This is a genomic window from Paracoccus shandongensis (assembly GCF_017315735.1).
In the GTDB taxonomy this organism is placed as follows: domain Bacteria; phylum Pseudomonadota; class Alphaproteobacteria; order Rhodobacterales; family Rhodobacteraceae; genus Paracoccus; species Paracoccus shandongensis.
In genome coordinates this window covers 440,475-453,873 of record NZ_JAFLRK010000001.1, presented here as the reverse complement: position 1 = coordinate 453,873, position 13,399 = coordinate 440,475, and the positions used below count along the sequence as shown (strand labels likewise).

At 65.8% G+C, this 13,399-nt stretch carries 14 protein-coding genes; 12 read left to right on the top strand and 2 right to left on the bottom strand.

The window, feature by feature from the left end; translation table 11 throughout:
* Positions 1 to 55: 55 nt before the first annotated feature.
* Together JX613_RS02150 and JX613_RS02145 are read left to right on the top strand one after the other, a co-directional pair.
* Positions 56 to 304, top strand: a complete 249-nt coding sequence (locus tag JX613_RS02150) for a type II toxin-antitoxin system ParD family antitoxin (RefSeq protein ID WP_207099783.1) — start codon at positions 56 to 58, stop codon at positions 302 to 304.
* A 77-nt stretch (positions 305 to 381) separates the two neighbouring features.
* On the top strand, positions 382 to 597 hold the full coding sequence (locus tag JX613_RS02145) for a type II toxin-antitoxin system RelE/ParE family toxin (protein ID WP_207099867.1): 216 nt from the start codon (positions 382 to 384) through the stop codon (positions 595 to 597).
* Here JX613_RS02145 and bhcR read toward each other — a convergent pair.
* Entirely contained in the window at positions 594 to 1,394 is an 801-nt protein-coding gene (gene bhcR, locus JX613_RS02140; RefSeq protein ID WP_207099782.1) for an HTH-type transcriptional regulator BhcR, read from the bottom strand. The genes JX613_RS02145 and bhcR overlap by 4 nt on opposite strands.
* 184 nt (positions 1,395 to 1,578) lie before the next feature.
* On the opposite strand from bhcR, the gene bhcA reads away from it, so the two are divergent.
* From bhcA to JX613_RS02095, 9 genes are all read left to right on the top strand, one after another.
* Positions 1,579 to 2,766: an L-aspartate--glyoxylate aminotransferase BhcA gene (gene bhcA / locus JX613_RS02135; RefSeq protein WP_207099781.1), complete on the top strand. Its 1,188-nt coding sequence runs from the start codon at positions 1,579 to 1,581 to the stop codon at positions 2,764 to 2,766.
* On the top strand, positions 2,766 to 3,743 hold the full coding sequence (gene bhcB, locus JX613_RS02130) for a beta-hydroxyaspartate dehydratase BhcB (RefSeq protein WP_207099780.1): 978 nt from the start codon (positions 2,766 to 2,768) through the stop codon (positions 3,741 to 3,743). The genes bhcA and bhcB overlap by 1 nt, the downstream gene beginning before the upstream one ends.
* The gene (gene bhcC, locus JX613_RS02125; RefSeq protein WP_207099779.1) at positions 3,740 to 4,906 is read left to right on the top strand and encodes a 3-hydroxy-D-aspartate aldolase BhcC; all 1,167 of its coding nucleotides are present in this window, start codon (positions 3,740 to 3,742) and stop codon (positions 4,904 to 4,906) included. Before bhcB ends, bhcC begins: the two co-directional genes overlap by 4 nt.
* The gene (gene bhcD / locus JX613_RS02120; RefSeq protein ID WP_207099778.1) at positions 4,906 to 5,868 is read left to right on the top strand and encodes an iminosuccinate reductase BhcD; all 963 of its coding nucleotides are present in this window, start codon (positions 4,906 to 4,908) and stop codon (positions 5,866 to 5,868) included. The genes bhcC and bhcD overlap by 1 nt, the downstream gene beginning before the upstream one ends.
* A gap of 35 nt (positions 5,869 to 5,903) precedes the next feature.
* Positions 5,904 to 7,382, top strand: a complete 1,479-nt coding sequence (locus JX613_RS02115; RefSeq protein WP_207099777.1) for a nucleobase:cation symporter-2 family protein — start codon at positions 5,904 to 5,906, stop codon at positions 7,380 to 7,382.
* On the top strand, positions 7,366 to 8,715 hold the full coding sequence (locus tag JX613_RS02110; protein ID WP_207099776.1) for an 8-oxoguanine deaminase: 1,350 nt from the start codon (positions 7,366 to 7,368) through the stop codon (positions 8,713 to 8,715). The genes JX613_RS02115 and JX613_RS02110 overlap by 17 nt, the downstream gene beginning before the upstream one ends.
* Positions 8,716 to 8,878: 163 nt before the next feature.
* Entirely contained in the window at positions 8,879 to 9,232 is a 354-nt protein-coding gene (gene uraH / locus JX613_RS02105; protein ID WP_207099866.1) for a hydroxyisourate hydrolase, read from the top strand.
* Between the two features lie 3 nt (positions 9,233 to 9,235).
* Entirely contained in the window at positions 9,236 to 10,498 is a 1,263-nt protein-coding gene (locus tag JX613_RS02100) for a urate hydroxylase PuuD (protein WP_237168270.1), read from the top strand.
* Positions 10,498 to 10,938 carry a GNAT family N-acetyltransferase gene (locus JX613_RS02095; RefSeq protein ID WP_207099775.1) on the top strand — a complete coding sequence of 147 codons (441 nt, stop codon included), beginning with the start codon at positions 10,498 to 10,500 and terminating at the stop codon, positions 10,936 to 10,938. Before JX613_RS02100 ends, JX613_RS02095 begins: the two co-directional genes overlap by 1 nt.
* Here JX613_RS02095 and JX613_RS02090 read toward each other — a convergent pair.
* Positions 10,935 to 11,834 carry a LysR family transcriptional regulator gene (locus tag JX613_RS02090; protein WP_207099774.1) on the bottom strand — a complete coding sequence of 300 codons (900 nt, stop codon included), beginning with the start codon at positions 11,832 to 11,834 and terminating at the stop codon, positions 10,935 to 10,937. The two genes, JX613_RS02095 and JX613_RS02090, sit on opposite strands and share 4 nt — an antisense overlap.
* 112 nt (positions 11,835 to 11,946) lie before the next feature.
* On the opposite strand from JX613_RS02090, the gene xdhA reads away from it, so the two are divergent.
* Positions 11,947 to 13,398: a xanthine dehydrogenase small subunit gene (xdhA, locus tag JX613_RS02085; protein WP_207099773.1), complete on the top strand. Its 1,452-nt coding sequence runs from the start codon at positions 11,947 to 11,949 to the stop codon at positions 13,396 to 13,398.
* Position 13,399: the final 1 nt, after the last annotated feature.

Genomic DNA, 13,399 nt, shown 5'->3' with positions numbered 1-13,399 from the left:
TGGACAAGGATTGACAAGGACTGTAGGCTTCGTGTCAGAACACGGAGCCTGCATCATGCATGTATCGCTGACGGAAAAGCTGGAAGACTACGTTCGCCAGAAGGTCGCCTCGGGCCTTTACAACAACGCCTCCGAGGTGATCCGGGAAGCCCTGCGCCTGAAGATCGCCGCCGAGGAAAGCGACGAGGCGAGGTTGCAGCGGTTGCGGGATGCGATCGATATTGGCTGGGAACAGGCGGAACGGGGAGAGTTCGCGGAGTATTCGCTGGAAAAATCCTTGGCGAAACTGCGTGCCGAAGGATGAGCCGGAAGTTCCGGCTTTCCAAGCAGGCCTAGGCGGACTTTGATGAGATCGGTTTCTACACCCGCGAAACCTGGGGGATGGGTCAGGCCGAGAGATACCTGACCCAGCTTGACCAGACCTTCCACATTCTGGCGGAAACGCCGACACTGGGACGGGATTGCGGCGACCTGAAGCCCGGCCTTCTCTCGATCCCCTGCAACCGCCACGTCATCTTCTTCCGCCGCGACCCTGCCGGAACCGTGGAAATCCTGCGCATCCTGCATCAGCGCATGGATTTCCCCCGGCACCTCTAGCCGCCCATGGCCGCCGACAACTCGGCCGCAGCCGCCGCCACCACCGCGCCCAGGGTCTTGACATGCTCGTGCCCGATCCGGTGGGTGGGGCCGCTGACACTGACACCGGCGATCGGCTCTCCGGTCAGGTCGAAGACCGGGGCGGCGATGCAGCGCATCCCCCGCGTCCGTTCCTCGTCGTCGAAGGAAAAGCCGCGGGCGCGGATGCGGCCCATGTCCTCGGCCAGAGCCTCCGCCGTGACCAGCGTCTTGTCAGTGAAACGCGTCAGGCCGGAGCCGTCCAGATAGGCCTGCAGCACCTCGGCCCGGCTGAAGGCCAGAAGCGCCTTGCCGATCCCGGACGCGTGCAGGGGCGAACGCGTGCCGGGCGGGAAAAAGGCGCGGATCGTCTCGTGCGTCTCGGCCTGGCTGACGAACAGCACCGCATCGCCGTTGAGGATCCCCAGGTTCGCCGTTTCCCCGGTGTGCTTCATCAAGGCCTGCAGGATGGGCCGGGCGCGTTCCACGATGCCCGACCGCCGCATGAAAGCGGACCCAAGGCGAAAGGTCGCGGGGCCGATGTTCCAGGCCTGGGTCGCCGGATCGCTTTCCACCATGCCGCGCGCGGCCAGCGAATGCAGCAGGCGGTGCACGGTCGAGGGCGGCTGGCCGATGCGGTCCGCGACCTCGGACAGGGTCAGCCCCGGATGGGCGGCCAGCAGGTCCAGCATGTCCAGCGCGCGGTCCAGCACCTGCACGGTTCCGCCCTGGTCCTTGGCGCTGCGGGGGCGGCCCCGGCGGCGGGTGGGTTCAGACATTTTCGCCCTTTTCTAAAGAATACATTGCCGAATGCGCGAAAATCCATCGGGGCGCCTGAAAAATGGCAAGCCCATGGCCTCGCGCGTTATTTCGGCTTTTAGCGCCAAAATGGAAAACATTTCCAGAAAAATTGTGACATCTGGTCGCGGGACGTATCATGGCACTATCAGAGGAGGAGGAACCATGACCAGCCAGAATCCCGTGTTCATTCCCGGCCCGACCAATATCCCCGAGGTGCTGCGCAAGGCCGTGGACATGCCCACGATCGACCACCGCAGCCCGGTTTTCGGGCGCATCCTGCATCCGGCGCTGGAGGGGGTCAGGAAGGTGCTGAAGACCACGCAGGGCCAGGTTTTCGTGTTCCCCTCGACCGGGACCGGCGGGTGGGAGACCGCCATCACCAACACCCTGTCGCCCGGCGACAAGGTTCTGGCGACCCGCAACGGCATGTTCAGCCACCGCTGGATCGACATGTGCCAGCGCCACGGGCTGGACGTGCAGGTCGTCACCCAGGAATGGGGCGAGGGTGTCCCGGCGGATCGGTTCGAGGAGATCCTGACCGCCGACAAGGCGCACCGGATCAAGGTCGTCCTGGCCACGCATAACGAAACCGCCACCGGCGTGCGCAGCGACATTGCCGCCGTCCGCCGCGCGCTGGATAACGCGGGCCACCCGGCGCTGCTGTTCGTGGACGGTGTTTCGTCGATTGCGTGCTATGATTTCCGCATGGACGAATGGGGCGTCGATGTGGCCGTGACCGGCAGCCAGAAGGGCTTCATGCTGCCCCCGGGCCTGGCCATCACCGGCTTCTCGCCCAAGGCCATGGCGGCGGTCGAAACGGCTAAACTGCCGCGCACCTTCTTCGACATCCGCGACCAGGCGCGCGGCTACGGTGCCAACGGCTATCCCTACACCCCGCCGGTCGGGCTGCTGAACGGGCTGAACGTTTCCTGCCAGATGCTGCTGGACGAGGGGCTGGAGAACGTCTTTGCCCGCCACCACCGCATCGCCGAAGGGGTTCGCCGCGCGGTTGCCGCCTGGGGGATGCAGCTTTGCGCCAAGCGCCCCGAGCTTTATTCCGACAGCGTCAGTGCCATCCGCACGCCGGAAGGCTTTGACGCCAACAAGATCGTCAGCCACGCGCTGAACGCCTATGGCGTGGCCTTCGGGACCGGGCTTGGCGATGTCGCGGGCAAGGTGTTCCGCATCGGCCACCTGGGCAGCCTGACCGACGTGATGGCGCTGTCGGGCATCGCCACGGCGGAAATGGTCATGGCCGACCTGGGCCTGCCAGTGAGGCTGGGTTCGGGCGTCGCCGCCGCGCAGGACCATTACCGGCACAGCGTCCCCGCGATGAAGGCTGCCGCGTGATGAGGGACGCATTCATGTATATCCCCACCTATGACGACATGCTGGCCGCCCATGACCGCATCATGCCGCATATCCGCCGCACGCCGGTCCGCACCTCGGACTATCTGAACGACCTGACCGGCGCGCAACTGTTCTTCAAGTGCGAGAACTTCCAGGAACCGGGGGCCTTCAAGGTCCGCGGCGCCGCCAACGCCGTCTTCGGCCTGGACGATGCACAGGCTGCAAAGGGCGTCGCCACCCATTCCTCGGGCAACCACGCCTCCTGCCTGTCCTATGCGGCGATGCGCCGGGGGATCCCCTGCAACGTGGTGATGCCCCGCACCGCGCCGCAGGCCAAGAAGGACACCGTGCGCCGTTACGGCGGCGTCATCACGGAATGCGAGCCCTCGACCTCCTCGCGCGAGGCGACATTCGCCGAGGTTCAGGCCCGGACCGGGGGCGATTTCGTCCACCCCTACAACGACCCGCGCGTGATCGCGGGGCAGGGCACCTGCGCGCGCGAGTTCATGGAGCAGACCGACGGGCTGGACATGGTGGTCGCGCCCATCGGCGGGGGCGGCATGATCTCGGGCACCTGCCTGACGCTGGCGACACTTGCCCCGGAAACGCAGGTGATCGCGGCGGAACCTGAACAGGCCGACGACGCCTATCGCAGCTTCAAGGCGGGCCACATCATCGCCGACGACGCGCCCAGGACCATCGCGGACGGGCTGCTGGTGCCGCTGAAGGATCTGACCTGGCATTTCGTCAGCAACCACGTGTCGGAAATCTACACCGCCTCGGACGCCGAGATCATCGAGGCGATGAAGCTGATCTGGAAGCACTTGCGCGTGGTGATGGAACCCTCCAGCGCCGTGCCGCTGGCCGTCATCCTGAAGAACCGCGACGCATTCGCCGGCAAGCGCGTCGGCATCATCATCACCGGCGGCAATGTCGATCTGGACAGGCTGCCCTGGATCCAAGGATCGCAATCATGAACGCACCCGTGAATTTCGACAGCCTGGAAGTCGGCTTCGACGTGCCCGCGCTGCCCGGCATGGACGAGGCGGACATCCAGACGCCCTGCCTGATCCTCGACCTGGACGCGCTGGAACGCAATATCAGGAAGATGGGCGATTACGCCAAGGCGCACGGGATGCGCCACCGGGCGCATGGCAAGATGCACAAGTCCGTGGACGTGCTGAAGCTGCAGATGGACCTGGGCGGCGCCATCGGTGTCTGCTGCCAGAAGGTGTCCGAGGCCGAGGTCTTTGCCCGCGCCGGGATCAAGGACATCCTGGTTTCCAACCAGGTGCGCGACCCGGCCAAGATCGACCGGCTGGCCCGCCTGCCGAAGATCTCGGGTGGCCGGATCATCGTCTGCGTCGATGACGTGGCGAACGTCCCCGACCTGTCGTCTGCCGCGCAGAAGCATGGCACCACCATCGAGTGCTTCGTCGAGATCGACTGCGGCGCGGGCCGCTGCGGCGTGAAGACCACGCCCGAGGTGGTCGCCATCGCCAAGGCCATCGACGCGGCGCCGGGGCTGCGCTTCACCGGCCTGCAAGCCTATCAGGGCGCGATGCAGCACATGGACAGCTATGCCGACCGCAAGGCCAAGCTGGACGCGGCCATCGCGCAGGTGACCGACGCCGTCGAGGCGCTGAAGGCCGAGGGGCTGGAGCCGGAACTGGTGTCCGGCGGCGGGACCGGCAGCTATTACTTTGAAAGCAACTCGGGCGTTTACAACGAACTGCAGTGCGGCAGCTATGCCTTCATGGATGCGGATTACGGCCGCATCCACGACGCCGAAGGCAAGCGCATCGACCAGGGCGAATGGGAAAACGCGCTGTTCATCCTGACCAGCGTCATGTCCCACGCCAAGCCGCATCTGGCGGTGGTGGACGCGGGCCTCAAGGCGCAGTCGGTCGATAGCGGGCTGCCTTTCATCCATGGCCGCACGGATGTGAAATACATCAAGTGCAGCGATGAGCATGGCGTGGTCGAGGATCCGCAGGGCGTCCTCAAGGTCAACGACAAGCTGCGGCTGGTGCCGGGCCATTGCGACCCGACCTGCAACGTCCACGACTGGTATGTGGGCGTCAGGAACGGCAAGGTGGAAACCCTGTGGCCGGTCTCGGCGCGCGGGAAGGCCTATTGATGTGGGTCGTTCCCGAAGGAGAGATCGCAGGCCTGATGACCCCCGAGGCCGCGTTCGACGCGGTCGAGGCGGTCTTCGCCGCCATGGCGCGCGGCGAGGCCCGGAACTTCCCCGTGGTGCGCGAGGCCCTGGGCCACGAGGATGCGCTTTACGGCTTCAAGGGCGGCTTCGACGCCAGCGGCCTGACGCTGGGGCTGAAAGCCGGGGGATACTGGCCCAACAACGCGGGTCACGGGCTGATCAACCACCAGTCCACCGTGTTCCTGTTCGATCCCGATACCGGGCGCGTGTCGGCGGCGGTCGGGGGCAACCTGCTGACCGCCTTGCGCACGGCGGCCGCGAGCGCGGTTTCCAGCAAATACCTGGCGCCGAAGGGCGCGAAGGTGCTGGGCATGATCGGGGCGGGCCACCAGTCCGCCTTCCAGATGCGCGCCGCCGTGCGCTTTGGAGCCTTCGAGAAGGTCATCGGCTGGAACCCCCATCCCGACATGCTGACCCGCCTGGCCGACACCGCCACCGAACTGGGCCTGCCCTTCGAGGCGGTGGACCTGCCACGCCTGGGCGCGGAGGCGGATGTAATCATCTCGATCACGTCGGCTTTTGAGCCCCTGTTGATGGACGCGCATGTCCAGGGGCCGACCCATATCGCGGCCATGGGCACCGATACCAAGGGCAAGCAAGAGCTTGACCCCGCGCTTGTGGCCCGCGCGCGCCTGTTCACGGACGAGGTTGCCCAATCCGTCAGCATCGGCGAGTTCCAGCACGCAAATGCGCAGAAAACCATATCCGCAAGCGACATCACCGCGATAGGCCAGGTCATCATCGGCAATCATCCGGGACGCGGCGATGCGGAAGTCACGATCTTCGACGGAACAGGCGTGGGCCTGCAGGATCTGGCCGTCGCGGCGGCCGTGGTTCGGCTGGCCAAAGAACAGGGGAAAGCCGTCGAAGTCGCGATCTGAACGAAACAAGACAGCCGTGGAAAGGGAGGTCCGCTATGTCTGACGCAACCTATCAGGGGGGGATCCATCCGGTCGATGAGATCCTGCCCGCCCCCAAGCTGCTGACGCTTGGGTTCCAGCACGTCCTGGTCATGTATGCGGGCGCCATCGCCGTCCCGCTGATCGTGGGCCGCGCGCTGAAGCTGCCGCCCGAGGAGGTGGCGTTCCTGATTTCCGCCGACCTGTTCGTCTGCGGCATCGTGTCGATCATCCAGAGCCTGGGCGCGACCCAGTATTTCGGCATCAAGCTGCCGGTGATGATGGGGGTGACCTTTGCATCCGTCGGGCCGATGGTGGCGGTCGCGACATCCATGCCCGGCCATGACGGCGCACGAGCGCTGTTCGGGGCGATCATCGCGGCGGGGATCATCGGCATCGTCATCGCGCCCTTTGTTTCCAGGATGCTGCGGTTCTTTCCCCCGGTCGTCACGGGCACGCTGATCCTGACCATCGGCATCAGCCTAATGCCCATCGGCATCAACTGGATCTTCGGGTTGCAGGTCGGCCCGACCGCCCCCAAGATCGTGGACCCCGAGGCCGCCGCCTGGCTGGAGGCCGCGCGCGCCGCGGGCAACGTGCCCGCCAGCGTGACGCTGGCGCCGACGGTGCAGAACCCGCTTTATGCGGCGGGCCGGAACATCCTGATCGCGGTTCTGGTGCTGGGCACGATCCTGCTGGTGTCGAAATTCGCGCGCGGCTTTTTGTCCAACATTGCCGTTCTGGTGGGCATCGTCGTCGGCGGCATCGTCGCGGCCATGCTGGGCATGATGAGCTTTGACAAGGTGGGTGCCGCGGAATGGTTCGCGGTCATCAAGCCGTTCCATTTCGGGATGCCGACCTTCGACCCGATCATGATCGCCACCATGGTGCTGGTCATGCTGGTCACGCTGATCGAATCGACGGGCATGTTCCTGGCGCTGTCCGACATCTGCAAGAAGCCGATGGAGCAGAAATCGCTGGCCGCGGGCCTGCGTGCCGACGGCCTGGGCACGGTGATCGGCGGGATCTTCAACACCTTTCCCTATACGTCCTTCAGCCAGAACGTGGGCCTTGTGGGCGTCACCGGCATCCGGTCGCGCTTTGTCTGCGTGGCGGGCGGCGCGATCATGATCGTGCTGGGGCTGATCCCGAAGATGGGCGCGCTGGTCGAAAGCCTGCCCACCACCGTCCTGGGCGGCGCGGGTCTGGTGATGTTCGGCATGGTCGCGGCGACGGGGGTGCGGATCCTGGCGCGCGTCGATTTCGCGTCCAACCGGCACAACCTGTTCATCGTGGCGATTTCCGTGGGCATGGGGATGATCCCGATGGTGGCGCCAGACTTCAACCAGTGGATGCCCCACGCGATCCATCCGCTGATCCATTCCGGCATCCTGTTGGCGGCGATCAGCGCGGTGATCCTCAACTGGTTCTACAACGGCGCGCCGCATATCGACGAGGCAGAGATCCGCGAAGCAGGCCATGTCGCGGACCACTAGGACGCTGATCCGGGGGGCGGAGGTCGTCGTCACCATGGACGACACCCGCCGCGAAATCGCCGGTGGCGATGTGCTGGTCGAGAACGGGAAGATCGTCGCGGTGGGTGAAAACCTGCCGCGCGAGGATGCAACGGTGGTCGATGCGCGCGGCTGCGTCGTGACGCCCGGTCTGGTCAACACCCATCACCACCTGTTCCAGACGCTGACCCGCGCGGTGCCCGCAGCCCAGGACGCGGCGCTGTTCGGCTGGCTGCGCACGCTCTATCCCATCTGGTCGCGCATGACGCCCGACGACATCCGCCTGTCGGCGGAGGTGGGGCTGGCGGAACTGGCCCTGTCGGGCTGCACCTGTTCGTCCGACCACCTGTATCTGTTCCCGAACGGATCGCGCCTGGACGACAGCATCGAGGCTGCGCAGCGCATCGGCATCCGCTTCACCGCCACCCGCGGCGCCATGTCCATCGGTGAATCGAAGGGCGGGTTGCCGCCCGATGCCCTGGTCGAGGGCGAGGCCGCAATCCTGAAGGATAGCGAGCGCGTGGTGGACGCCTTCCATGACGCAGGTGAAGGCGCGATGGTGCAGGTGGCGCTTGCGCCCTGTTCGCCCTTCTCGGTCAGCCGGGAACTGATGCGCGACGCGGCGATCCTGGCGCGGAAAAAAGGCGTGCGCCTGCACACCCATCTGGCCGAGAATGACGAGGATGTCCGATACTCTCTGGACAATTTCGGGATGCTGCCGGGCGATTACGCGGAAAGCCTGGGCTGGACCGGCGACGACGTGTGGCACGCCCATTGCGTGAAGCTGTCGGTGCCGGAAATCGACCTGTTCGCCCGCACCGGCACGGGGGTGGCGCATTGCCCTTGTTCCAACGCGCGGCTTGCCAGCGGCATCGCCCCGGTCCGGGCGATGCGCGACGCGGGGGTGCCGGTTGGCCTGGGCGTCGATGGATCGGCCAGCAACGATTGCAGTCATCTGGGGCTTGAAGCGCGGCAGGCGATGCTGGTCGCGCGGCTGCGGGACGGCCCCGCCGCCATGGGCGCGCGCGAGGCGCTGGAGATCGCGACGCTTGGCGGGGCGCGGGTGCTGGGGCGGTCCGACATCGGGGCCTTGAAGCCCGGGATGCAGGCTGACTTGGTCCTGTGGGACGTGTCCGAATTGCCGCTGGCGGGGCAATGGGATCCGGTCGCGGCGCTGGTCTTCTGTGCGCCGGTCCGGCCGCGTGTGGTCTATGTCGCGGGCAGGGCGGTTGTCGGCGATCACCGGCTGCTGACCGCCGATCCGCGCGATCTGCGGGGGCGTGCCGAAAAGGCCGTTGCGCGTCTGGCGGGGTAAGCACCGGGGGCGCTTCGCCCCCCGGACCCCCCGAGGATATTTAAGCCAAAGTGAATGGCGATTTTCTACGAAATCTTAAGACTACCTTGCTTATGGTGCCTCTCGTGCGGATGCAGGGGGATCGGTTATCAAGAAAACAGCGATAATGAAGGGGAGGGCGATGATGCCAGGATACCTGACCACCCATGTGCTGGACACCGCGCGCGGCCGCCCGGCCGAGGGGATGGAGGTGGTGCTGTTCCGTCTGCACAACGGCGGGCGGACCGAGCTTGCGCGGCTGCGCACCAACCACGACGGCCGCACCGACAGCCAGATCCTGCCTGCGTCGGAGTTCGCGATCGGCAGTTATGAGCTGGAATTTCACGCGGGCGCCTGGATGGACGCCACGGGGGTTGCCCCCGAAAGCCCGCGTTTCCTGGACGTGATCCCGATCCGCTTCGGCATGTCGCAGGACGACCATTACCATGTGCCGTTGCTGGTCTCGCCCTTCGGCTATTCCACCTATCGGGGAAGCTGATCCATGCTGCACCTGATCCCCGACCATATCGTCATCTGGGAATGGCTGGCCTTCGCGATCCGCTGGACCCATGTCATCACGGCCATCGCCTGGATCGGATCGTCCTTTTATTTCATCGCCCTGGACCTGGGCCTGCAAAAGGCCCCGCACCTGCCCAAGGGTGCGCATGGCGAGGAATGGCAGGTCCATGGCGGCGGCTTCTATCACATCAACAAATACCTGGTCGCGCCCGAGCAGATGCCGGAACACCTGACCTGGTTCAAATGGGAAAGCTATTCCACCTGGCTGTCGGGCGCGGCGCTGCTGATGGTCACATACTGGGCGGGCGCGAACCTGTATCTGATCGACACCGCCAAGGCGGACCTGGCCGTCTGGCAGGCGGTCCTGATCTCGGCCGGGTCGCTGGCGCTTGGCTGGCTGATCTATGACACGCTGTGCAAGTCCCGCCTGGGCGAGACGCCGACGGTGCTGATGCTGCTGCTGTTCGTGGCGCTTGTGGTGATGGGGTGGGGCTATACGCAGGTCTTCACCGGCCGCGCGGCGCTGCTGCACCTGGGGGCGTTCACCGCGACGATCATGACGGCTAACGTGTTCTTCATCATCATGCCGAACCAGCGGATCGTGGTAGCGGATCTGAAGGCGGGCAGGGCGCCCGATCCGAAATACGGCAAGATCGCCAAGCTGCGGTCCACCCACAACAACTATCTGACGCTGCCGGTCATCTTCCTGATGCTGTCGAACCATTATCCGCTGGCCTTCGCCAGCCAGTACAATTGGCTGATCGCGGCGCTGATCTTCCTGATGGGCGTGACCATCCGGCACTTCTTCAACACCATGCACGCCCGCAAGGGATACCAGTGGTGGACCTGGGCCGTGACTGTCGTGCTGTTCATCATGGTGATGTGGCTGTCCTCGGCCGGTTTGAACCAGGACAGCCTGGAACAGGCCGAGTCGCGTCCGCTGACCCCTGTGGAAACCCGCTTTGCCCAAGCCGAGGGGTTCGGGCAGGTCAGCGATGCCGTCCTGGGCCGCTGTTCCATGTGCCATGCCCGAGAGCCGGGGTATGAAGGCATCCATCACGCGCCGAAGGGGGTCTTCCTGGAAACACCCGGCGACATCGCGAAACATGCGCGCGAGATTTATGTCCAGGCGGGCCTCACTGACGCCATGCCCCCTGCCAACGTGACCTACATGGAGCCGCAGGAGCGCGAGCAGATCATCCGCTGGTTCCGCGCCGCCGGGGGCGCGAGCCTGGCCGGGATGTGATGACGTTCCGCATCCGGCCCGCGCGTCCCGAGGATACGGCGGCGCTGTTCGCGGTGCGCACCTCGGTCCGCGAGAACCATCAGGGGGTGGAGGAACTGGCGCAGCTTGGAATTACCCCAGCCAGCATCTCGGCCATGATCGCGGCTGCGCCTTGTGCCTGGGTCGCGGTCACGGAGGGCCGGGTCGTGGGCTTCACCATGATCGACGACAACCGGGCCACGCTGTTCGCGGCCTTCGTGCGGCCTGAATGCGAAGGGCAGGGGATCGGCGGCGCGCTGATCGCCCAGGCAGAAGACGCGCTGTTCAAGCGTCACCCAACGATCTGGCTGGAAACCAGCCGCGACAGCCGGGCGGCCAGCGTCTATCGTCATCTTGGCTGGGGCGATGAGACCGATCTTGGCGGCGGCAATATTCGCCTGACCAAGGCGCGCCCGGTTTAGCGGTCGAAGACCTTTTTCAATTCCCGCACCGCGAAATCCGCGAACATCCGCACCTTTGGATCCTGCAGGCGCCGGTGCGGCGTCAGGCAGCCGAATTGAGCGGGCTGCGGGCGGTTCTGGGGCAGAACCTCGACCAGGCGGCCGGCCTTGATGTCGGCCGCGACCTCGTAAAGGGGGCGGTTCGCGATCCCTTCGCCGCTAAGGGCCCAGGCGGTCAGCACGTCGCCGTCGTCGGTGTCGAACCGCCCGCCGACCATCATCTTCTGCGGGCCGTCGTCCCCTTGCAGCACCCAGTAATATTCCAGGCTGCGCGGATAGCGCAGCAGCAGGCAGTTGTGATCTACCAGATCCTCGGGCGTCTGCGGCGTGCCCTGACGCGACAGATAGTCGAGCGAGGCGACCAGGACGCGCGGGCAATCCGCGATCTTGCGCCATTTCAGTGCGGAATCGGCAGGCTCGCCCAGGAAGAAGGCCAGGTCGATGGCGTCTTCCACGATGTTCACGTTGCGGTCGGACAGGCGCAGGCGGAAATCGACGCCAGGGTTTTCGGCGCAGAAGGGCGGGATCAGCGGCGCGATCAGCCGCCGCCCCAGGCCAAGCGGCGCGGTCAGGCGGATCACCCCCTGAGGGCGGCCCGAGAAGCTGGACACAAGCGCCTCGGCCTCGTCCAGGGTGTCGATCACGCGGCGGGCGTTGTCATAGAAGGCGCGGCCGATCTCGGTTGGGGTCAGCTTGCGGGTGGTGCGGTTCAGCAGGCGCACGCCGAAGCGGTTCTCCAGATCCTTGATGCGATTCGAGGCAACTGCCGGGGAAAGCCGCAGATCCCTGCCTCCGGCGGTGATCGAGCCCAGTTCGACCACCCGGACGAAGACGCGCAGGCTTTCAAGATAGGACATGGGTGATAGGCCGTTTTCAAGGAATCGTGTAAAGTCTTCCGGGTCGGCACCGATTTCGCAACATTTATTTTCGCCATACCTTCCCACGGGTCCACAGCCACGAAGGAACGCCATGACACCCGCGCTGCGCTTTTTACTGAACGGTCAAGCGGTTGACCTGACCGAGGTCGGGGCATCCGACACGCTGCTGGATTTCCTGCGCATCAATCGCCGCCTGACCGGCACCAAGGAAGGCTGCGCCGAGGGCGATTGCGGCGCCTGCACGGTGCTGGTGGGCCGCCTGACGAATGACGGACTGATCTATGAACCCGTGAACGCCTGCATCCGCTTCATCGCAAGCTGCCACGGCTGCCATGTGGTGACGGTGGAACATTTGCGCGGTCCCGATGGCGGGCTGCACCCGATCCAGGCGGCGATGGTGGAGTATCATGGCAGCCAGTGCGGCTTCTGCACCCCGGGGATCGTGATGGCGCTTTATGGTCTGTGGATGAGCAATCCCGATGCGGGCGTGACCGAGATCGAGACCGCGTTGCAAGGCAACATCTGCCGCTGCACGGGCTATGAGCCGATCATCAAGGCCGCGTTAGCCGCAGGCCGCGCGGGCGGGCAGGCCGCCGATGCCCTGGCGGTGGAACGTGAGTTGGTGGCCGCAAAGCTGCGCGACATGCGGGGTGAGCGGGTCGAGTTGTCCAGGGGCAACGAACGCGCGATCATCCCCGTCGATGTGGACGATCTGGCGGCCGTGCTGGAGGCGGAACCCAAGGCCACGATCATCGCGGGCGCGACCGATGTGGGGTTGTGGGTCACGAAGTTCATGCGCGACATTTCCCCGGCGGTGTTCATCGGCCACCTGATGAAGGGCAAGCGCGTCGAGGGCGGCGAGATCCGCCTGGGCGCGGGCGTGACCTACAGCGAGGCAGCAGCACTGATCCGCCAGCACATCCCTGCCGCCTATGACTACTGGCTGCGCATCGGCGGCTGGCAGGTGCGCAACATGGGCACTATCGGCGCGAACATCGCCAACGGATCCCCCATCGGCGACACGCCGCCGCTGCTGATCGCCCTTGGCGCGCGGATCGTGCTGCGCAAGGGGGGCGCGCGCCGGGAAGTGCCGCTGGAGGCGTTCTTCATCGAATACGGGCGTCAGGACCGAGCACCGGGCGAATTTGTCGAGGAGATCATCATCCCGACCCGCCCGGACGCCCTGGTTGCCGCCTACAAGATCAGCAAGCGCCGCGACAGCGACATCACCGCCGTCGCCGCCGGGTTCTGCCTGACCGTCGAAAACGCCACCATCACCGACGCGCGCATCTGCTTCGGCGGCATGGCAGGCACGCCGAAGCGCGCCACTGGCGCCGAGGCCGCGCTGAAGGGCCAGCCCTTCGCCCGCGAGGCCTTCGAGGCCGCCGCCCGCGCCGTGGCGGATGACTTCACGCCCCTGTCCGACTGGCGCGCCAGCGCCGATTACCGCCGCACGGTCGCCGCCAACCTGTTCCGCCGCTTCTGGCTGGAACAGTCCGAACCCGGCCTGCCCGTCCGCCTGCACGAAGCCGTGGGAGCATGAC